At 41.8% G+C, this 20,391-nt stretch carries 20 protein-coding genes; 14 read left to right on the top strand and 6 right to left on the bottom strand.

What is annotated here, in order from left to right:
* Positions 1-36 precede the first annotated feature (36 nt).
* On the bottom strand, positions 37-1,392 hold the full coding sequence (locus WKU33_RS01995; RefSeq protein WP_340453014.1) for an amino acid permease: 1,356 nt from the start codon (positions 1,390-1,392) through the stop codon (positions 37-39).
* Positions 1,393-1,792: 400 nt separating this feature from the next.
* Here WKU33_RS01995 and WKU33_RS01990 point away from each other — a divergent pair, with 400 nt between their 5' ends.
* Genes WKU33_RS01990 through WKU33_RS01980 form a run of 3 tightly spaced genes read left to right on the top strand, consistent with a single transcriptional unit; the run spans position 1,793 to position 3,647 of the window.
* Positions 1,793-2,578 carry a hypothetical protein gene (locus WKU33_RS01990; protein ID WP_156857164.1) on the top strand — a complete coding sequence of 262 codons (786 nt, stop codon included), beginning with the start codon at positions 1,793-1,795 and terminating at the stop codon, positions 2,576-2,578.
* A gap of 4 nt (positions 2,579-2,582) precedes the next feature.
* Positions 2,583-2,954, top strand: a complete 372-nt coding sequence (locus WKU33_RS01985; RefSeq protein WP_336252210.1) for a GntR family transcriptional regulator — start codon at positions 2,583-2,585, stop codon at positions 2,952-2,954.
* 3 nt (positions 2,955-2,957) lie between these two features.
* Entirely contained in the window at positions 2,958-3,647 is a 690-nt protein-coding gene (locus WKU33_RS01980) for an ABC transporter ATP-binding protein (protein ID WP_336252211.1), read from the top strand.
* Positions 3,648-3,723: 76 nt separating this feature from the next.
* On the opposite strand, the gene WKU33_RS01975 is transcribed toward WKU33_RS01980, so the two are convergent.
* Positions 3,724-5,019, bottom strand: coding sequence for an NCS2 family permease (locus WKU33_RS01975; RefSeq protein ID WP_340453013.1), 1,296 nt, complete (start codon positions 5,017-5,019; stop codon positions 3,724-3,726).
* 174 nt (positions 5,020-5,193) lie between these two features.
* Between WKU33_RS01975 and WKU33_RS01970 the strand changes: the two genes are divergently transcribed.
* Positions 5,194-6,066 carry an SDR family oxidoreductase gene (locus tag WKU33_RS01970; protein WP_340452914.1) on the top strand — a complete coding sequence of 291 codons (873 nt, stop codon included), beginning with the start codon at positions 5,194-5,196 and terminating at the stop codon, positions 6,064-6,066.
* A gap of 67 nt (positions 6,067-6,133) precedes the next feature.
* On the opposite strand, the gene WKU33_RS01965 is transcribed toward WKU33_RS01970, so the two are convergent.
* The 3 genes from WKU33_RS01965 to WKU33_RS01955 all read right to left on the bottom strand — a co-directional run bounded on the left by WKU33_RS01965 (position 6,134) and on the right by WKU33_RS01955 (position 9,149).
* The gene (locus WKU33_RS01965) at positions 6,134-7,057 is read right to left on the bottom strand and encodes an ArsA family ATPase (RefSeq protein WP_340452912.1); all 924 of its coding nucleotides are present in this window, start codon (positions 7,055-7,057) and stop codon (positions 6,134-6,136) included.
* A 24-nt stretch (positions 7,058-7,081) separates the two neighbouring features.
* Positions 7,082-7,342, bottom strand: a complete 261-nt coding sequence (locus WKU33_RS01960; RefSeq protein WP_445321672.1) for a cory-CC-star protein — start codon at positions 7,340-7,342, stop codon at positions 7,082-7,084.
* 73 nt (positions 7,343-7,415) lie between these two features.
* Positions 7,416-9,149: a carbon starvation CstA family protein gene (locus WKU33_RS01955; protein ID WP_340452908.1), complete on the bottom strand. Its 1,734-nt coding sequence runs from the start codon at positions 9,147-9,149 to the stop codon at positions 7,416-7,418.
* A 412-nt stretch (positions 9,150-9,561) separates the two neighbouring features.
* Between WKU33_RS01955 and acs the strand changes: the two genes are divergently transcribed.
* The 8 genes from acs (at position 9,562) to WKU33_RS01915 (ending at position 16,719) form a co-directional block, all read left to right on the top strand.
* Positions 9,562-11,529, top strand: coding sequence for an acetate--CoA ligase (gene acs / locus WKU33_RS01950; RefSeq protein WP_340452907.1), 1,968 nt, complete (start codon positions 9,562-9,564; stop codon positions 11,527-11,529).
* 168 nt (positions 11,530-11,697) lie between these two features.
* A complete protein-coding gene (locus tag WKU33_RS01945) occupies positions 11,698-12,540 on the top strand; it encodes a transporter substrate-binding domain-containing protein (RefSeq protein WP_340452906.1) in 843 nt (280 codons plus the stop codon).
* A gap of 73 nt (positions 12,541-12,613) precedes the next feature.
* Entirely contained in the window at positions 12,614-13,285 is a 672-nt protein-coding gene (locus tag WKU33_RS01940; protein WP_156855660.1) for an amino acid ABC transporter permease, read from the top strand.
* The gene (locus WKU33_RS01935; protein WP_340452905.1) at positions 13,282-14,004 is read left to right on the top strand and encodes an amino acid ABC transporter ATP-binding protein; all 723 of its coding nucleotides are present in this window, start codon (positions 13,282-13,284) and stop codon (positions 14,002-14,004) included. The genes WKU33_RS01940 and WKU33_RS01935 overlap by 4 nt, the downstream gene beginning before the upstream one ends.
* A 173-nt stretch (positions 14,005-14,177) precedes the next feature.
* Entirely contained in the window at positions 14,178-15,059 is an 882-nt protein-coding gene (locus WKU33_RS01930; RefSeq protein WP_340453011.1) for an ABC transporter ATP-binding protein, read from the top strand.
* A 13-nt stretch (positions 15,060-15,072) separates the two neighbouring features.
* Positions 15,073-15,819 (top strand): ABC transporter permease, encoded by a 747-nt coding sequence (locus tag WKU33_RS01925; protein ID WP_340452904.1) that lies wholly within the window; start codon positions 15,073-15,075, stop codon positions 15,817-15,819.
* A gap of 17 nt (positions 15,820-15,836) precedes the next feature.
* Positions 15,837-16,307 carry a LytTR family DNA-binding domain-containing protein gene (locus WKU33_RS01920; protein ID WP_156855657.1) on the top strand — a complete coding sequence of 157 codons (471 nt, stop codon included), beginning with the start codon at positions 15,837-15,839 and terminating at the stop codon, positions 16,305-16,307.
* A complete protein-coding gene (locus WKU33_RS01915; RefSeq protein ID WP_232334344.1) occupies positions 16,294-16,719 on the top strand; it encodes a DUF3021 domain-containing protein in 426 nt (141 codons plus the stop codon). The genes WKU33_RS01920 and WKU33_RS01915 overlap by 14 nt, the downstream gene beginning before the upstream one ends.
* Here the strand turns inward: WKU33_RS01915 and WKU33_RS01910 are convergent.
* A complete protein-coding gene (locus tag WKU33_RS01910; protein ID WP_340452903.1) occupies positions 16,705-18,519 on the bottom strand; it encodes a DNA ligase D in 1,815 nt (604 codons plus the stop codon). The two genes, WKU33_RS01915 and WKU33_RS01910, sit on opposite strands and share 15 nt — an antisense overlap.
* 99 nt (positions 18,520-18,618) lie before the next feature.
* Between WKU33_RS01910 and ku the strand changes: the two genes are divergently transcribed.
* Positions 18,619-19,449, top strand: a complete 831-nt coding sequence (gene ku, locus WKU33_RS01905; RefSeq protein ID WP_340452902.1) for a non-homologous end joining protein Ku — start codon at positions 18,619-18,621, stop codon at positions 19,447-19,449.
* 291 nt (positions 19,450-19,740) lie between these two features.
* The gene (locus WKU33_RS01900; RefSeq protein WP_340452900.1) at positions 19,741-20,382 is read left to right on the top strand and encodes an NEAT domain-containing protein; all 642 of its coding nucleotides are present in this window, start codon (positions 19,741-19,743) and stop codon (positions 20,380-20,382) included.
* Positions 20,383-20,391: the final 9 nt, after the last annotated feature.

Below are 20,391 nucleotides of genomic sequence, written 5' to 3'. Positions count from 1 at the left end.
TCTGACCCCCTGTCCCGATGTCTGACACCTTTTTCATCATCTCATATTTTCCGAAGATGTTTGAGCTAAGTTCTCCTGCAAATCTTTAACAGCTCCTTTATTGCGAACAAATATAAAGTAGGAGGCGACAGTAAATACGGCTACTAGTGACGTAAGAATTGCTTGGATTCTTAACGATTCAATAAAGAACATGGCGCCGTAAATTCCAACAATAAATAGAATGGTTGCGTAGGTTAAATACGGGAATAACCACATTTTTATTTTCAGTGATCCCGGGTCTTCCGCTTCTAGCTTTCTTCTCATTCGTATATGGGAGAAGGCAATTACAAGATAAACGAGTAATGCAACCGCTCCTGACGAATTTACGAGGAAGAGAAATAGTGTATCTGGTGAAATGTAACTGAAAATCACAGCAACATAAGCAAATGATGTACTGAATAAAATAGCTCGAGCTGGTACACCTTTTTTACTCAACTTCCGGAAAGCTTTCGGAGCTTCGCCTTTCTGCGCCATTCCGAATAACATCCGGGAATTAGCATAGAGTGCCGAGTTTAAACATGAAAGGACAGCCGTTAGTACGACGAAATTCATAATCTGAGCTGCGGCCGGTATGCCGACATAATCAAGCACAGCAACAAATGGGCTGACTAAGATATTTGCTGAGTTCCATGGTAAAAGTGTTACAACGATTGCGATTGAGCCAATATAGAAGATAAGTATTCTCCAAATGACACTATTCGTTGCGATTCGAACGGATTTTGCTGGGTGTTTCGATTCGCCTGCCGCAATGGCGACAATTTCAGTTCCCATAAATGAAAAGATAACAACGGTTATTCCAATTAGGACGGAACTAAAACCAGTTGGCATGAACCCGCCATTACCGAATAGGTTGGATGTACCAGGTGTTGCAATCCCTGGGTACCAGCTGAAAATAACGCAGAGTCCTAATATTAGAAATGCAACAATACTAACAACCTTGATGAGGGAGAACCAATATTCAAATTCACCAAAGGATTTGACGGAAAATAAATTCGTCATGGTAAGGGAAACGGTTAGTATAAGTGCCATTAACCAGAGTGGAAAATCTGGAATCCAGTACTGGATAATGGCTGCACCAGCAATCGCTTCAATCGCGATAACAACCGTCCAGAAAAACCAGTATAGCCAACCAATCGTAAATCCTGCCCATGGTCCAACTGCTTCACTTGCATATGTGGAAAATGATCCACTTGTTGGACGAGCTGCTGCCATTTCTCCAAGCATTCTCATCACGAGGACGACAACTAGCCCTGCAAAGGCGTAGGACAGCAGCGCGCCTGGTCCTGAGGAATTAATGACTGCACCACTACCAATAAATAATCCTGCCCCGATAACACCTGCTATTGAGATCATGCTTATATGTCTAACTTTTAAATCTGATTTCAATTGTCCTTGTTGATTACCCACTAAAACCCCTCCCACTGTAATAGAGTTATAATCTTACTTTTTCAAACGAAAGATAGCGCTCACAAATAAGCGGATTGTTTGAAGTTCTTTCAATAATCATATAAAAAATCAAAGATAAAAGCTATAGATGAATTGAAAAAAGTGGGGTCAGAGCAATTGTCCCACCAGAATTTGGGACAACTGCTCTGACCCCGTGTCTCATCGAAACTTGGGACAACTGCTCTGACCCTGTGTCCCATCGAAACTTGGGACAACTGCTCTGACCCCAATGTCCCATTGACAACTTGGTTAGTATTAGTGTACTGTTTAAGTAGTACGCTAATACAACGTTTGGGAGGATGAAAAAATGAGTGCTTGGTTGGCGTTAACGAAGAAGGAGTTGCGGCTTGGTTTTCCAGTTTTTATTACTGCTTTGATTTTGTATGCTGGAATGATGGTTGGTGCGTATTTTTTAGGGAAACAAATTAATCATGAAGAGGCGTTAATGATGATGTCCTTTGCATTTGTAATAGCCCTTCATGTTCTTTTCCTAGTTTTTTATCTTTACTATACCTTGAGTTCTGAAAGAAAAAGATTACACCTTTGGTTGCATACACCAATGTCGATCGCTGGGTTACTTCTATCGAAATTGTTCACAGGGATCGTGTTTATGGCTATCACTTTCATTGTTAGCTTATCAGTAGCTGCCTTGTTTTTCAATCAGCATTTTGACTTTTTCAATGAGCAAACAATCTTTAACATTATGGGACTGTCAACGGTAACTGTCTTTAATGGGGCGATATGGTTAGCGGTCACATTTATCTTCTTCTGGTCGATATTTCTAACCTTTAGTCAGCGGATAAATGATTTTTTTAGTTTCATATTGACATTTATCCTTTTTCTTATCATCGGATGGATTTATAGTCTGATCTTGAGTATCGGATTTGTTGAAACGATTACGACATGGGGGCCAATTAACGTTGGTGATATTCTAGTTGGCTTTGAGTTTGATTATATAGATAATGCTTTCGAAGCGAACACGCTGAGTGAGGCTTCCATTTTCTATATTGGACATTTTATAAGAGACCTTATTGTTACCATTATTATGTTTTTCGCAGCTTGTTGGATGATTGACAGAAAAGTTGAGGTGTAGTGGAATGGCAGATTTATTCCATTCCTCAAAGCCGATTTATGAACAGATCGCGGAATTGATCAAGAAGCAAATTATTCGGGGGGAATTACATGCGGGTGATAAGCTACCGTCTGTTCGTGAGATGGCGATTGAGGTGAATGTTAACCCTAACACGGTACAACGAACATATAGGGAGTTAGAATCGATGGAAATTGCCCGGTCGAAACGAGGACAGGGAACTTTCATTACGGAGGATGCAGAAGTGCTTGCTGCAATCCGGGAAGAAATGAAAGCTGAAATTTTGCAGAATTTCACGCAACAAATGTATGAAATGGGCTATTCAAAAGAGGAAATTACACGGGGACTGGCGGATTTTTTAGAAGAGAAGGAGGACTAAGGGATGATTAAACTAACGGATGTCACCAAAAAGTATGGGACGAAAGCGGCATTGGATCAAGTGAATTTAACACTATCTAAAGGGAAACTAATTGGTCTTGTCGGGGAGAATGGGAGCGGTAAATCGACGACATTGAAATTGATTGCTGGATTGAATCACCCGACGCGTGGAGAAATTACGGTAAACGGTGAAAAAGTTACGCGGAAAATTGCTTCATCCGTTTCCTATCTATCGGAGCTGGATGAATATTACCGTTTCTTTACCGTAAAGGATGCAATTGAATTCCAAGCGAGTCAATTTGCGGATTTTGATATGGAGAAAGCGTATGAAATTATGAAGTTTATGAAGCTTGACCCGGAGAAGAAGTTGAAACATTTATCAAAAGGGAATCGAGGTCGGGTGAAAATTGTGCTTACTCTGGGACGGAATGCACCAGTCGTTTTGATGGATGAGCCATTTTCTGGGCTTGATCCGATGGTGCGAAATTCAATTGTTAAAGGGCTTATTTCCTTTGTCGATCTAGAGAAGCAGCTTATCTTAATTACAACGCATGAGGTTATGGAAGTGGAAAATATCTTGGACGAAATTGTAGGAATCAAAGATGGAAGCATTATCGCACACGATAACGTCGACGATATCCGAAAAGAAAACGAACAAAGCATCGTCGACTGGATGACAGAAATCTATGAATGATTGAGAGGGACAAAGGGGTCAGGGCAAGTGTCCCAATTACTGGGACACTTGCTCTGACCCCCTGTCCCGCCGCCGATTATCCGTTCATTGGAAAGAAGATGAGTTGTAGGAGGAAAAGGATGGCGAATAGGTAAATGAGCCAGTGGACTTCTTTGCCTTTTCCTCTTGCTAGTTTCATGAGTGGATAGGTGATGAAACCGACTGCGATTCCGGTTGCGATGCTTGATGTAAATGGCATGGCAATCATCGTGATAAAGGTTGGAAATGCTTCATCAAACGATTTCCAGTTGATTTTTGCTAAGCCTTGCATCATAAATGAACCAACGATTATCAAGACTGGTGATGTAATTGCCGGAACCCCAGCCACCACACTAATAATCGGCGTAAAGAATATTGATATTGCGAACAGCAAGGAAACGAAAAGGCTAGTCAGTCCTGTTCTTCCACCAGCCGCAACTCCTGAAGTTGACTCAATATAAGCTGTTGCCGGGCTCGTCCCGAATACAGAACCTACTGTTGTAGCTGTTGCATCTGCCAGTAATGCTTGTTTCGAGCGTGGTAATTTACCATTTTTCATGAATCCGCCTTGTTCAGCTACCCCAATAATTGTTCCGGTTGTATCAAATAATGTTACAAGTAAAAATGCGATAATAATTGTATAAAGTCCGTGTGAGAACACGCCAGCTATGTCTAAATCGAAAAAGACAGGGGTTGGTGGCGTTGATATGACACCTTCAAATTGGATTTGCCCCGTAAAGTAAGCAAGAATTCCAGTAATAACCATTCCGAGAAATAAAGCGCCTCGAATGTTTAACATATAGAACACTAATGTCAGGAATAACCCTGCAATTGTAAGCATCACCATGGGATCGGTCAAATCGCCCAACCCGATAATATTCGCTTCATTTGGAACGACAAGTCCTGAATTTTTTAAGCCGACGAAAGCGATGAAAAGTCCAATACCTGCAGTTATACCAAATTTCAAGCTGTCCGGAATTTTATTGATTAATGTCTCCCGTAAAGTCGTAAAGCTAAGGAGAAGGAATAAAATACCGGCGATGAATACAGTTCCGAACACGGTTTGATAGGATAATCCTTGTGTGGCAACAACCGAGGCGAAATATGCGTTCAACCCCATACCTGGTGCAATGGCAATCGGATAATTCGCAAGCAACCCCATCATTAACGAGCCAACGATGGCAGTGATGACCGTTGCCATAAATACTTGTTCAAAAGGTACTCCCGCACTATGAAGGATTGCCGGATTCACCACAACAATATAAGCCATCGTCAGGAAAGTTGTGAGACCTGCAGTGAACTCCGTCCGCACCGTTGTGTTATTTTCTTTCAGTTTAAAGAAGCTCTCTAACATACACACCATTCTCTCTTCAAATTATTGATCAACATTCCATATCATATCTATTATCCCCCCATTAATCAACAAAAAATATCTAAACATACCGTCATATGATTAATCCCATGCTAATCCGGGAAAAGTACATGCGAACGTACTTGGTAATCTTACATTCAAGGAGGTAATTCAACAATGGAAATGGAAAATAAGAATGGAAAAATAACCCCGCCTGCTCAAGTGCAGAACAAGCAGCCGGGAATTGAAGCGGAAATGAAGCCGGAACCGGAATATGCAGATCCGAATTATAAAGGAAGCGGTAAGTTGGAAGGAAAAGTAGCAATCATTACAGGGGGAGATAGCGGAATCGGCCGAGCTGTCAGTGTGTATTTTGCTAAAGAAGGGGCAGATGTTGCGATTATCTATCTGGATGAGCATGAAGATGCCGAGAATACGAAGCGGTTGGTGGAGCAGGAGGGACAGAACTGCTTACTTATTAGTGGAGATACTGGCAGTCAGACGTTTTGTGAATCAGCAGTGACACAAGTGTTAAAAGAGTATAAAAAAGTTGATATTCTAGTAAATAACGCAGGAGAGCAGCACCAACAGAAGGATTTTATGAATATTACGAGCGAACAATTGGAGCAAACCTTCCGTACCAATGTGTTCGGCATGTTTTATATGACGAAGGCTGTCTTGCCTAATTTGAAAAAAGGCAGCACCATCATTAACACTTCTTCTATCACCGCGTATCAAGGGAATGTGGATTTAATCGATTACTCTGCGACAAAAGGTGCTATCACTTCCTTCACACGTTCTCTATCCCAATCACTTGTGGGGAAGGGAATCCGTGTGAATGCTGTAGCACCAGGACCTATTTGGACACCGCTTATTCCGGCATCATTTGATAAAGAGAAAGTCGGGAAGTTTGGCGGCGATTCACCAATGAAACGACCTGGACAACCGAAAGAGTTAGCACCTGCCTATGTATATTTGGCAAGTAACGACTCCAGCTATGTTACAGGGCAAACAATCCACGTAAATGGAGGAACCATCGTAAACGGATAAAAAAGTGGGACAGGGGTCAGTGCAAGTGTCCCGATTGGGACATTTGCACTGACCCCCTGTCCCGATTCTAATAATAGTTACTGAATGTGTTTAGTTGTTCTATGTTTGTGATATCTTGGGATTGTAATGGTACATGGATGAGTTTTTGCTGCTGGAATGTATGTTTAATTTGTTCCAAGTACCGCTTTTCGTATTCTTTTCTCTTTATGAGAAATGCGCCGTCTGCTTCTTTTGGCAGTATTTTATTCACGATGACTGTGCGGACATGCAGGTCATATTTAGCTAGTAAATCAATTGCTTTTTTCGTTTCTAAAATCGGCAGCCTTTCTGGATTGAGTACAAAGATAAAGCTTGTCTTATTTTGATTCAACAGAATTTCCCGCGCTTTACTGAAACGATTTTTTCTTTCCAACAATACTTCATAAATTGGATCTTCAATTGGTTCCCCGTCATTCAATAACTGTACATAGTTTTCATTTGTTTTTTTTCTTTTCTTGAGCATTCCTTCTATCCAAACCCCCATCAGTTCCGGCAAGGTTAAGAGCCTGATTGTATGTCCGGTAGGTGCAGTATCGAATACAAGATGATCATAATCTTCACTTCCCTCAATAATAATGGAGATTAGCTTATCGAATAATGCTGCTTCATCTGCACCGGGTGAAGCTTTTGCTGTGTCCAGCTGGCGGTATACTTCGTCAGCCATGCTGGAATGAACGACTCCTTTTATATTAGCTTTGACTGAATTAATATATTTCGTCGTCTCATACTCCGGGTCAATTTCAAGTGCATATAAATTTGGAACGATTCTTCTTGCTTCTCCTCCAATCTTCACTGAGAAAATATCACCGAGATTATGAGCGGGATCAGTGGAAATAAGTAAAGTTTTTTTCCCTGCTGCAGCAAGTTTCCAGGCGATGGCTGAAGCTGAAGTTGATTTCCCTACACCGCCCTTACCGCCAATAAATAAAATCTTCTTTGTATCGTTTAGCATGTAAACCCACCTTTCAAGAATAATTCAACAGCAGCGAATACCAGATAGGGGAGACTTCTCCATGCCCATCCGTAAATGCCAGTCGTGGAACTTTTCGATCATGTAAGGATAGAGTTCCAACGTATAGTAATAGACGGGATTAGGAATCCCGATCATCTCCGAGTATAGTAAGAGTAAAAATAAATCATCCTCTTCCCGTAATTCACGAGCGATTTCCGTACGATGGGGCATACGGAGGATTTCTTCATATATCTCAATGATACGTTTCACACGGTCCAACATCATAACACCTTCTTTTATAATTAATATAAGAAAAGGGACCAAATGAATGATCCCTTTACAATTACTTATCCATCGCTTAATCGTCCGCGTTCTCTTGCTCAAATTTCCCTCTAAATACTTGTATCGCTGTCAGTGTTATCCATACGGCAAAGACGAAGATAATTGCTCCAAGGACAAAGAGTAAATTATTCGCTTCATTTCCGAACCAAATCCATTCAAAGAACACTTGTTGGAACATGGCGTACAAGGTCATGAACATGACAAAAATCATCGGTATGAGTGTAACAGCATAATTTATGCCTCTACGCTTCAACCAAATGGAAATGAGTAGTAAACTGATCCCTGCAAGCAACTGGTTCGATGTTCCAAAGAGTGGCCAGATTAAATATCCACCAGAACCAAATCCGCTCGGGCCTTCAGGAAGGATTGCTAAGGCAGCACTAGATAAAACGGCAACAGATGTAGCAACATGTTTTTTCGTAAGTGGTTGCACATTATATTCCGCACCAATCTCCGCAATAATATACCGCATTAGCCGCACTGCAGTGTCTAACGTCGTCGCCGCGAAACTTACAACAATGATCGAAACGATCGTTACTGAAATATGAGCAGGTATTCCAAGTCCACCTGCAAGTACGGATGCACCTTCGACGAAATTCCCAAGCCCAGCAGCATTTGCAGCACTGAAACTGGAATATGCTTCTTTAAAAGCAGCTGTATTGTTAAATAATGTTGCGACTGCAAGGATGGAGATAAGAGCTAATATACCTTCTCCAACTGCTCCTAAATAGCCAACAAACCGAGCGTCCGTTTCTTTATTCAATTGCTTCGCCGATGTTCCCGATGAAACGAGGCCGTGGAAACCGGATATGGCACCACAAGCGATTGTGATGAAGAGTAATGGCAGCCAAGGAGTATCCGGATTTGCATTTGTTGCCGGTGCCGTAATCGTAGGGTTTGTAAATAAGAGACCGAGATAAAGAATACCTAGGCCAACGACAAGTTGATGAGAATTAATAAAATCCCTTGGCTGAAGGAGCATCCATACCGGCAAAGTTGAAGCAAAGTAGACATAAATCATTAATATGACGATCCAGATCATAAACGCTGTTCCAACTGCACCTAAACCGAAGAGACCAGCCCCATTTTCACCGCCCATATATTGGACGAGATCGATTTGCAGAAATTGGTATTCAGCAGCAAGAATTGCAGCCAAATACATTACAGCAAGGGCAATTAACGAGGGAACAAGCATTTTCGCTTTCCGCTTGTACACCGCAAAACCAATCCAGATGGCTAAAGGAATTTGAATGAATACAGGGAATACACTTGCTGGATAGAAAATAAATAGATTAGCAATCACCCAAGCAAAGACAGCATTAACCATTAGAACGAGCGTAAGAATGATAAATAAAAACAGGATTTTCCCTCGTCTACCGATTAATTTTTCCGCAATGGTCCCGATGGATTGTCCTTTATTTCGCACTGAAATTGCCAGTGTTCCGAAATCATGGACTCCTGCTGCAAAAACCGTACCAAGGATAACCCATAGAAATGCTGGAAGCCAGCCCCAATATAATGCTATTGCGGGGCCTAAAATCGGGGCAGCCCCCGCTACCGAGGTGAAATGATGTCCCCATAGAATAATCTTATTTGTCGGAACATAATCGACCCCGTCATTGTACCTGTGGGCAGGTGTGACATAGTTCGGGTCAAGTTTGAAAATTCTTTCCGCCACAAATCTGGAGTAATAGCGATAACCGAGTGCCAACATAAGCATTCCAATAATAGCTACTAAAATTGCATTCACAGCATGTCTTCCTCCTTTATCACGTATTAACGGTCTGTAATACCCCCACCTCTAAACAAGAGGGAAAACCAAAATGTGAAGGTGGGGGATATACAGTCCGTAAATACCTGATTCTGTTCAACTAACATTCAGTGGGGGAGGGAAGGAAAGGGAAGGAAACCCCCACTGAATGAAGTTTCACTTTATCATAAGCTACTATTATGTATATTTTATTGTGTATAAAACATGAGAGATAATTTTAACCGTAAATAATTTGGAGAATATATAGAAAATCTATTCCACTTTGTTGACTTTTCTTTCTGAATAGATATATTATTAGAACAAGTGAATAAAGAAGATACACCTACTTGGAAGCGTTTACAGGTTGAGTTGTTTTGTTTCCAGGAAAATTATCCAAAGGGAGGCTACATAAATGCATACGGATGTTGGGGGAATTCAAGAAATCGTAAGGGAGAGCCAGTTGGTCCAGCCGACAGAGGAGGAACAGCAGAAAACGGAGCTTGGCAACAGTGAAGCTTTTACTGCATTATTGAAACGTTCACAAGAAGAGCCAGAAGCGTTTTGGGCGGAAGTTGCGCGAGAGTTGCACTGGTTTAAACCTTGGGAAGAAACGATGACGGGTGAATTGCCGAACTTTGAATTCTTTAAGGGCGGAATCAGTAACCCGTGTTATAACCTGCTAGACCGTCATGTTGAAAATGGCGCCGCTAATAGGACCGCGCTTATCTGGGAAGGGGAAGACGGGAAGACTAACTTTTATACGTATCAGATGCTTTTAGCTGAAGTAAGTCGTTTTGCCAATGTCTTAAAGTCTTTTGGAGTTAAAAAAGGTGACCCGGTTGCGATTTATTTGCCGAATCTTGCGGAATCCTTTATTGCGATTCTAGCATGTTTCCGGCTTGGAGCAGTATATAGCACAATTTTTTCCGGTTTTTCTGAGCAATCTTTACGTGACCGTCTACAAGCCTTTGAGCCGAAAGTAGTTGTAACTGCCGATGCAGCTGTCCGGCGCGGGCAAACAATTCCGCTTAAGCGTAAAGTGGACCAGGTTGTTCGGGATATTACAAGTGTTGCTGGTGTGATTGTTGTTGAACGGTTAGGAACCGAAATTGCAATGAAAAAAGGGCGAGATGTATGGTGGCATGAGGAACGGAAAAAAGTATCGCTCTATTGTGAACCGACGCCAATTGAGGCGAATGAGCCTGGAATAGTGTTTTATACGAGTGGAACAACTGGAAAGCCTAAAGGGGTAGTACACTCGGGAATGGCTTTTGTTATTCAGAATTATATTTATGCGAAGTATCATATGAACCATCGTCCTGACGATGTGTTTTGGTGTACGGCTGATGTGGGCTGGCTGACAATGCATATTTGGGGTGTCGCAGGTTCCTTGGCTAACGGGGTAACGACGGTTGTTTATGACGGGGCACCGAACTATCCGAATCAGGACCGAATCTATCAAATTATTGAAAAGTACCGTGTCAATAAGCTTTTCACAGCTCCTACAGCACTAAGGATGCTGCGGAGTCTTGGTGAGAAGACGCTTGAAGCGTATGATTTGTCTTGTCTGGATGTTGTATCTCTCGTCGGAGAGCCATTTGATCCAGATACGTGGCACTGGACAAGAGATGTTTTTGGCGCTGGCAAAATATGTGTAAATAATACGTGGGGACAAACAGAAACGGCGGGGACTCCTCTTGCTGGGGCAGCTTGGTTGACACCGATGAAACCTGGTTCTGCCGGAGTTGGCTTTCTTGGAATTGACGCGGCCGTTGTCGATGCTGCAGGTGAACCGGTTCCAGCAGGTACACTCGGAAACCTTGTCATCCGTAAGCCATTCCCGATGCTTTGCCGGACGTTATGGAAAGAACCCGAGCGTTATCATGCGACCTATTTTAGCCAAGTAAAAGGGAGTTATTATGCCAGTGATATTGCTCTAGTGGATGAAGATGGTTATTTCTGGGTTGTCGGTCGTTCCGATGATGCCTTTAATGTATCCGGTCACCGCTTGAGTACAATGGAAATTGAAAGTGCTGTACTTGAGGTTTCAGGGGTGTCGGAAGCTGCGGTCATTGGTGCGCCGGATAAAATTAAAGGGGAAGTACCAGTAGTTTTTGTGACGGTTGCAGACGGTTTTGTTGGAAATGAAGAATTAAGGGAAAATATTGAAGCGAGTATTGTTAAGGGGATTGGGCAAATAGCAAGACCACGTGATGTGTTCTTTGTCGAGGCGATGCCGAAAACAGTCAGCGGTAAAATTATGCGCCGACTATTAAAAGAACTGCAAGTAAAGGGAGATGTCGCTGGGGACTTAACAGGTCTAGAGGACCCGACAGCAATCCAGCAGATCAAGAAAATAGTCACTGCAAAGAAAAACTGAATGTGGGACATTGGGGTCAGAGCATTTGTCCCGCTGGGACAAACGCTCTGACCCCATGTTTCAATTATCAGAAAGTAGGTTATAGATAAAATGTAGCATTACATAGTTGGCGGTGGGTGAATGGATTGCCATTGTGGCTACAAAAAACATAAGGGGAGAGGATTTTAGATGGAAAAAGGGTTAAGAAAGCTTGGAGTCTTAGCATTTTTGTTCGGGCTAGTAGCACTGCTTGCGGCATGTGGAACGTCCGAAGATGGAGATTCAGACTCCGCTACCGAAGATGGGGATTATGACTTGGAAGATGCTTATACGGTTGTTAGTGATAATTCCTTCGTGCCCTTTGAATTCGTGGAAGACGGGGAACTTGTTGGTTTTGATATTGAATTAATTAAAGCGATTGCGGAAGAAGCAGGCTTTGCAATTGAAAATGATGAAATTGAGACGACGAACTTTGACGGAATTATCCCGGGACTGCAGACCGGTCAATTTGAAATTGCGATTGCTGGGATGAGTATTACGGAAGAACGCGCAAAAGTGATTGATTTCTCCGATCCATACTATGAATCTGGGATTGCAATTGGTGTGTTATCTGATCGGGATGATATTAACGGACTGGAAGATTTGGATGGGAAAACGGTAGCAACCCGCCTCGGAACTACTTCCGGGAACTACTTAAGAGAGCATGTTCCGGGCGCGGAAATCAATGAATATGAGCAAATGGATCAAGTTTATCTTGCTGTGGAAAATGGCAGCGCGGATGCAGTTATGTATGATCTTCCGAATATTGAATATTATATTGCAACAGAAGGAAATGGCAGATTGAAGGTCGTTGGTGATCTTTATCAGGCAGAAGACTATGGCATTGGTATAACAGCAGGGAATGAAGATTTAGTTGCTGCCATTAACGATGCATTAGCTACACTAAGAGAAAATGGAACATATGATGAGATTTATAATAAATGGTTCGGTGATGCAAGTAATGGTGATGCCGATGAAGAGGAAGAAAAATAGGTTATATTACGTAATCATAAGGCTTATCCGTTCCTGATAAGATAAGCCTTATTTTAATTGGAGAGGTGAAAAGATGCTGGAGCGATTTGAGCGTTTTAATTGGGCAAGTGTGATTGATTTCTTACCAAACTTAGGAACCGGGCTTTATTATACTCTATTAATCTCAGTAGTCGGACTGTTAATCGGTTTTATTTTAGGCGGGGTTTTCGGTCTCGGACGGATTTCTAAGAATAAATTTTTTTATGTAGTGTCTTCCATCTATGTAGAAGTGGTGCGTGGTACTCCAGTGCTTGTGCAAGCGATTTGGGTTTTCTATGCCTTACCGCTTATTACCGGATACAATATGGCTTCCGTAGCAGCCGGGATAGTCGTTATTTCGATTAACTCTGGTGCTTATATTGCGGAAATTGTCCGCGGGGCCGTTCAATCGATTGATAAAGGTCAGCATGAAGCAGGACGTTCCTTAGGGCTCAATCAGTCACAGACGATGCAATATATTATTTGGCCGCAAGCATTTAAGCGGATGATTCCTCCCTTAGGTAACCAGTTTATCATTAGTATTAAAGACACGTCGCTATTATCTGTTATTCTAGTTCCGGAGTTGATGTTCCAGGGTAGATTAATAGCTTCAAACCATTTTAATGCCGTTGAGATATATACGACAGTAGCGGTATTTTACTTGGTGATTACGTTGTCCCTTTCTTATATATTACGTTACGTTGAAAGAAGGTTGGATATCCAATGATTACGGTGAAGAATTTGCATAAATCGTTTGGAAACAATGAAGTTTTAAAGGGAATTAATTGTGAGATTGCCGATGAAGAAGTAGTTTGTGTGATTGGACCGAGCGGGTCTGGTAAGAGTACATTTTTACGTTGCTTGAACTTACTTGAAGCTATTACGGATGGAGAAGTAATTATAGATGGAGATAGCTTAGGTGATCCGAAAATAAATATTAATAAAATCCGGACAGAAGTCGGGATGGTGTTTCAGCATTTTAATCTATTCCCGCATAAGTCAGTTATTGAAAATCTAATGCTTGCACCAATGAAAGTTAGAAAAATATCTAAAGCGGTGGCGAGGAAGCGGGGGATGGATTTGCTTGAAAAAGTGGGACTTGCGGAGAAAGCGGAACAATATCCATCCCAACTTTCAGGCGGTCAGCAGCAACGGGTAGCAATCGCCCGGTCCCTTGCAATGGAACCGAAATTGATGTTATTTGATGAACCGACATCAGCCCTCGACCCAGAGCTTGTTGGGGAAGTGCTTGAAGTAATGAAACGTCTTGCAATGGACGGGATGACGATGGTAGTTGTTACTCATGAGATGGGTTTTGCCCGTGAAGTGTGCGATCGGGTCTTCTTTATGGATGAAGGGGTCATTATGGAGGAAGGAGACCCTAATCAAATCTTCACCGATCCGCAAAACAAACGAACGCAAGCATTCCTGAACAAGATTCTTTGAGAAATCGGGACATGGGGGTCAGAGCATTTGTCCCACTGGGACAAACGCTCTGACCCCCATGTCCCATATTTTTATCATCTCATGTAGAACTTCATGCATGTTATACACCTTCTCGTTTTTTTTATATGGATTTTTGTCATAATGAAATCGAAAAGAAAAGGAAGGTGATGGAAGTGCTGAAGTTGGATCAGATAACAAAGAAGTATGAAAAGAAGACTGCTTTGGCAAATATCTCATTGGAAATTCCGGCAGGTGTATGTTTTGGATTGGTCGGGCCGAACGGGGCTGGGAAATCTACCTTGTTGAAAATCATTGCCAGCGTCATTCGCAATTTTCAAGGGAAGATTCGGCTGACGAACCCACGGATGAAGATTGGTTATGTTCCCCAGGAAATAGCTCTTGAAGAAACAGTCACTGCCCAGGATAATCTTGTTTTTTTCGGTAAGCTTTATGGACTTTCCGGTAAGGTATTAGCGTTAAGGATAGGGGAAGTCTTGGAAGAAATCGGTCTTACGGAACGCGCGAAAGATAAAGTGACGACCTTTTCCGGTGGGATGAAGCGCAGATTAAATATCGGCTGCGCGCTCTTGCATCAACCTGATCTCATCATTATGGATGAGCCGACGGTTGGAATTGATCCGCAGTCCAGGCAGTATATTTTTCAAATGATTGAGCGGTTGAAACAGGAGGGGGCAACGATTATTTATGCGAGTCATTATATGGAAGAGATTGAACGAATTTGTAATGAAGCTGCATTTCTCGATCACGGTAAAGTTGTGGAAATTGGCAGTATTTCAATGATTTTAGAAAAACATGGTAAACCTTCAATATTCGTAAGTGGAAACGACTGCATGCCGTCCGGACTAGAAAGCTTCGGAAGGCTTCAAGAAAAAACAGAAGGCTATTTGCTTATCACGCGTCATCCGCTTCAGGCGATGGAATATATCGTGGGATATTGTAAGCAGAGCGGTAGTCATCCGGAACGACTGGAGCTTGCGAAACCACGTCTGGAAGATGTTTTCTTTTCTTTAACAGGAAGTCAATTAAGAGAATAAGGGGGGGCACATCATGAACGCGATCATCAAGTTAGAATTAAAAAAGAACATTCAAGACCGGGGAATGATTTTTTGGACGCTTGTTTTACCGATTTTGTTTACCGTATTATTTATCTCCGTATTCACTTCAGGACTTAATGAAGCAGAGAGCCAGCCTGTGATACTTTCAATTGTTCCTGGCTATACCGTAATGTTCGTCTTCTTTATTATGATAACGATGACAGAGTCGATGATAAAGGACCAGAAAAACGGTCTCGTTGCTCGGATTGCAAGCACCCCACTTTCAAGTTATTTATATTTACTAGGAAAATGGGTTCCCTACATGTATATTGTTTTTATACAGATTGTTATATTGTTATTGTTTGGTAAAGTTGTCTATAATGTTCCAATTGAACAGTTGTTTTATATCATTGTTCTTGCGTTCATTTTGACATTTATGGTGACTGGGCTAGGTCTCGCGCTCGCCATTCTAGTAAAAACGACAAATATGGGGATCGCACTTACGCAGGTGCTTGCATTAGGTGGCGCCTTAATTGGGGGATTGTGGATGCCGCTTGAAATGATGCCTGAACTATTGCAGACAATCAGCAGGTTCACACCACAATATTGGGGACACCAGGGCTTTCGCGAGGCGATGACCGGGACACTCGGGATGGGGGATTTCTTTAAAATCTCAAGTGTTCTGCTAGGTTTCGGTATCTTAGGATTTATACTAGCACTCATCGGTTATCCGAACTTTCTTAAACGAACAACGGGATAGGGGAAAGGGGGAGCTTCATGAAGATCAATATCGAAATTGATGATCAATATGATGAAACTTCCATCACGATTCAGACAAATGAATGGACAGAAGAGTTGGAAGAGATTGTAAAAATCTTAAGACGGAAAAATAGGAAGCGAATATTCGGGATGGAGGATGAGCAGACGATCCTCCTTGACCCGAAAAAGATTGATTTCGTTTATGCGGAAAGACGGAAAGTGTTTGCTTGTATGGGAAAGCGTCAAGTGGAAATTCGCATGAAACTGTACGAAGTGGAGGAGTTGCTAGCCCCGCATCATTTCATGCGCTTTTCCAAATCGGTCATCGGAAATTTAAGTCGAATTGAACGGTTTGAATTAGCTTTTAACGGGAATCTGTGTGTGTTTTTCCAGTCGGGAAATAAAGAATATATTACACGAAAATATGTGACGGCAGTAAAGAACAAGTTAGAGATGGGAGGCGATAACGGTGGTAATGGAAGCAATTAAAAGAAGTATGATGGGAATAGCGTTTGCAGGTATCATTTCATTAATTGCGATAACGATTCTGAAATTTACCGAGACGGAAACGACAATTTCTGAAATCTGGCTGGCCATGCTGCTATCATACGTACTCGGTATTTATTTCGGCTTATCTTCTTTCATCTTTACAGAAAATGGCTTGAGTATGCTTAAGCAAACGATAATCCACTATTGTATGTCCGTTGTCGTTTATTTCATCATCGCATTGTTCGGTGGTTGGGTACCGTTCACCTTTGTCGCCATACTTGTGACAACACTCGTGTTTACTGGAGTATATTCGATATACTGGACAGCTTATTACCTCTATTATAAAAAGGTAGAAGAGAATTTAAATAAGAGTTTACAGCGAGGCAGGGGCTCAGATTCAGATCTGACGTGACCCTGTTTCTCCCCGCACGAATCTTAGCACATGTTTCATCTGTTGATTCTGTTGCAAGGGAAAATATGCTTGAAATGGACACCCGATATCCTGCGCGCGCCGGGCTACTGTTTCAATTGTAAACTCGGACGGATTTAAATCTGTATCGACTTCATCCCAAAATAAAGGAGTGGCAACGGTACCTTCTTTTGTTAGTCTTGGGGAATACGGTGCGATAATCGTTTTCCCTTCTCCGTGCTGTACATAATCAATATATAATCTCCCGGCTCTTTTCTTTTTCATCCGCTCTGTTGTGAAATCATCGGGATAATTTGTTGCCAATGTTTTTGCAATCGCCTCTGTAAAAATTGCTGTTTCCTCATATGTCATACTGCCTTCGCGGATTGGAATGTGGATCTGGAGTCCTTTATTTCCCGATGTTTTAATAAAAGAATGAAGCTTCAGTTCATCAAGGAGAATCTTAATTAATTGTGCCGCTTGAACTGCCAGATGAAAGTGGTTCCTGTCTGGCGGATCAAGGTCAAAGACAATCTCGCATGGAACTGTGCTGCTGCTTCTCTCAAAAGGAATATGGTATTCGATTGCCCCGTGATTAGCGAACCAGCTCAGTGTTTCTAAGTTGTCACAACTAAAGAAAGTTTCTTCCTGTTGTCGTATCGCGGTTACAAATTCTGGAGCATAGCTTGGGAGGTGTCTTTGGAAAAAACTTTCTTTATCAACCCCATCAGGTGCCCGGATAATCGTGAGCAAGCGACTATTTAAAAATGGAAGAATATAAGGAGAGATTTCCCTTATGTAGGTGAGAAGGTCTCCTTTCGCAAGCTTGGGTTCTTTCCAGAGCAGTTTGTCTGTATTGGTAAGGGTAATTTCTTTAGGAAGCATGGCTAGATCAAGCTGCATTTTCTGAAACGTACAGGCTTCCGGTTTCATCTCTGGTATAAGTTGAACAAATTCAGGTTCCCGTAATTCATTGTCATATAAATCGAGAGTGTGGACCGCCGTGCAAATCGCTGGGGGAACGGTGTAACGGTTCCCGGCCTTTTTTCCATTTTCAATAAAAAATTGCTTTACCGTTGTGTAAGTTTCTGGATCTAAGCCATGCTTACATTTTCCCATATCTATTACGTTTCCGTTATGATAGACGCCGACATCGAAATAGCCGTTTTCCGTGTCGAAAGCTGTTAAGAATGTGAAAATCTGCCGCCAATTTTTTACTTTTTTCCAATCCTGATGGTTTTTCCCCTTTTTATATTTGCTCGTTAGCCGTTTGGCGACGATACCTTCTGCCTTTGAGTCGAACATTGTTTTTATAATTTTTTCTTTACTGTAATAAACCTTTACCGGAAAGACCCGCGCGGTATATGTTGTTAATATTTCTTCCAAAATAGCTTTTCGGAAGCTAAGTTTTTCTTCGGTATAATTCTTTCCATTTGCTTGCAAGACATCGAACACAATAAAGTTTGCCGGGCGAGAGGCTGCTGCTTGTGTGATTTTCATATTGTTCTTCATTCTTCCGCGGATTTGAATTTCAGCAAAGTTAGCCTGATAGCGGTTGTTTAACACAACAAGTTCCCCATCTAAGGTGAGTGGCAGAAACTTTTTCAAAGATGGAAGCATATCCTCAAGGCTTGCGATAATTTCCGGAAACTTTCCGGTGAGGTTATGATTATTTTTACTCTGTAATTGAATCCGTTCATCCGTCGTTATCGAAAGAACAGCGCGGAAACCATCATATTTAATTTCATATAACCATTCATCCCCCGTAGGTATATCCTCTATGTAGATAGGTTTCATAATCATCTTCAGCACCTCCTTTCCTTAAATTATGTAATTTGCGTCATAATAAACTGCATAAATAATTTTTGACTATACAAACTAGCTGTAAAGGAGGGATTGTGAGTGCATACGATGTGGAAAGGAACGATCAGCTTCGGGTTAGTCAGTATCCCTGTGAAGATGCATGCAGCAACAGAAAATAAAGATGTAAAGCTCCGCCAATTGCATAAAGAATGTCAATCACCGATAAAGTATGAGAAAGTTTGCCCGGTTTGCGATGTTGAGCTGAAGAATGAAGATATTGTAAAGGCTTATGAATATACGAAAAATAAATTTGTTGTCCTCGATGATGAGGACTTGGAAAATTTGCGAAAAGAACAGGAAGATAAAGCGGTCGAAATTATCGATTTTGTGAGCCTCGAGGATATTGATCCGATTTATTTTGAGAAAAGTTATTATCTATCCCCGAATGAAGGGGGAGGTAAAGCTTACGGATTACTGCGAAGAGCGTTAGAAGATACAGGAAAAATCGGCATTGCGAAAATAATTATCCGCCAGAAGGAACAACTAGCTGTTATTCGGGTATATAAAAATACAATTGTAGTGGAAACGATTCATTATCCGGATGAAGTACGGAATGTGGCAGATGTACCGAATGTACCGGAAGAAGTGAAGATTGTGAAGAAAGAATTGGATGTCGCAAAAATGCTGATTGAACAGCTGACAACGAGCTTTGATCCGGAGAAATATCAGGATGATTATCGCACAGCTTTACTTGAGTTAATTGAAGAGAGAAAAAATAATGCTGAAACAACAACTGCAAAAGAAAAGCCGTCACCGGATAATGTAACGAATTTGATGGACGCACTCCAAGCATCGCTCGATCGGGCTAAAAAAGATAAACCAAAACAAACGAAACGTAAAACCACACCAAAGAAAAAAGTTGCAACATAAATCGAAAGTGGGACATGGGGTCAGAGCATTTGTCCCGGGGACAAATGCTCTGACCCCATGTCCCTGTTCCGAAGATTTAACACTTTGTTAACAAAAATTCATCAATTGTTCATCGTTCGTTCATAATACTCCTGTATATAAGCTCTCCCTTATGGTAGATTAGGATATGTGGCAAATAAAACGTTATAAACAGGGATATGAGGAAAATATAGGATGGATATGTGAATGCGCTTTCCTATTACCAAAATCTACTAATCTACTGTTTATCGTAAATATTGAGGAGGAAAAGCAATGAAGTTTAGATTTCCACTTGGTATGTTGTTAGCTGCAATCATTTTCATTTTAGTTGCAACACCAGTGTCTGCACAAATTGCAGATGGTACATATCAAGTGCCTTATGAAATGAAGGAAAAAAGCAGTGACAATACGTCCATTGCCGATGGATACTTTGTCAGCCCCGCTACCTTAACGGTGGAAAATGGTGTACAGACTATTACGTTAACGGTAACGGGCAGTAATTACATCAAATCTCTATCTACACCTGCTGGAGCAGTCTCTGTAGTAAATGAAGACACAGCTAATGAAACGAGAACGGTGAGTTTCCGAGTAGATAGAGATCTAACCGCACCCCTGAACATGGACATGCATATCGTTGTTCCAGATTTATACGATACAGTACATACGGCTCGTGCAGTTTTCAATGTCAGCGGATTACCACAAGCTGGTGCTGCAGCTAGTACAGATGCGGGCGAAACGGCCACACCTGGTGACACAAGTAGTGCAACAGATGAGGCTCCAGCAACTGACGGGGGCGAAGCAGTCGAGAATCCAAAAACTGGAGAGAATACACCGATCGGATTGTACGCAGTCCTTCTACTCGTATCCGGAGTCGCATTGATTACAATTTGGAAATTCCGACCTGCACGTAACTAATTGAACACA

It is taken from the genome of Oceanobacillus sp. HCA-5259 (assembly GCF_037892815.1).
Lineage (GTDB): Bacteria > Bacillota > Bacilli > Bacillales > Amphibacillaceae > Oceanobacillus > Oceanobacillus indicireducens.
Note: the sequence above shows the minus strand (reverse complement) of the source record. Positions and strands in the feature narration are given on the sequence as shown.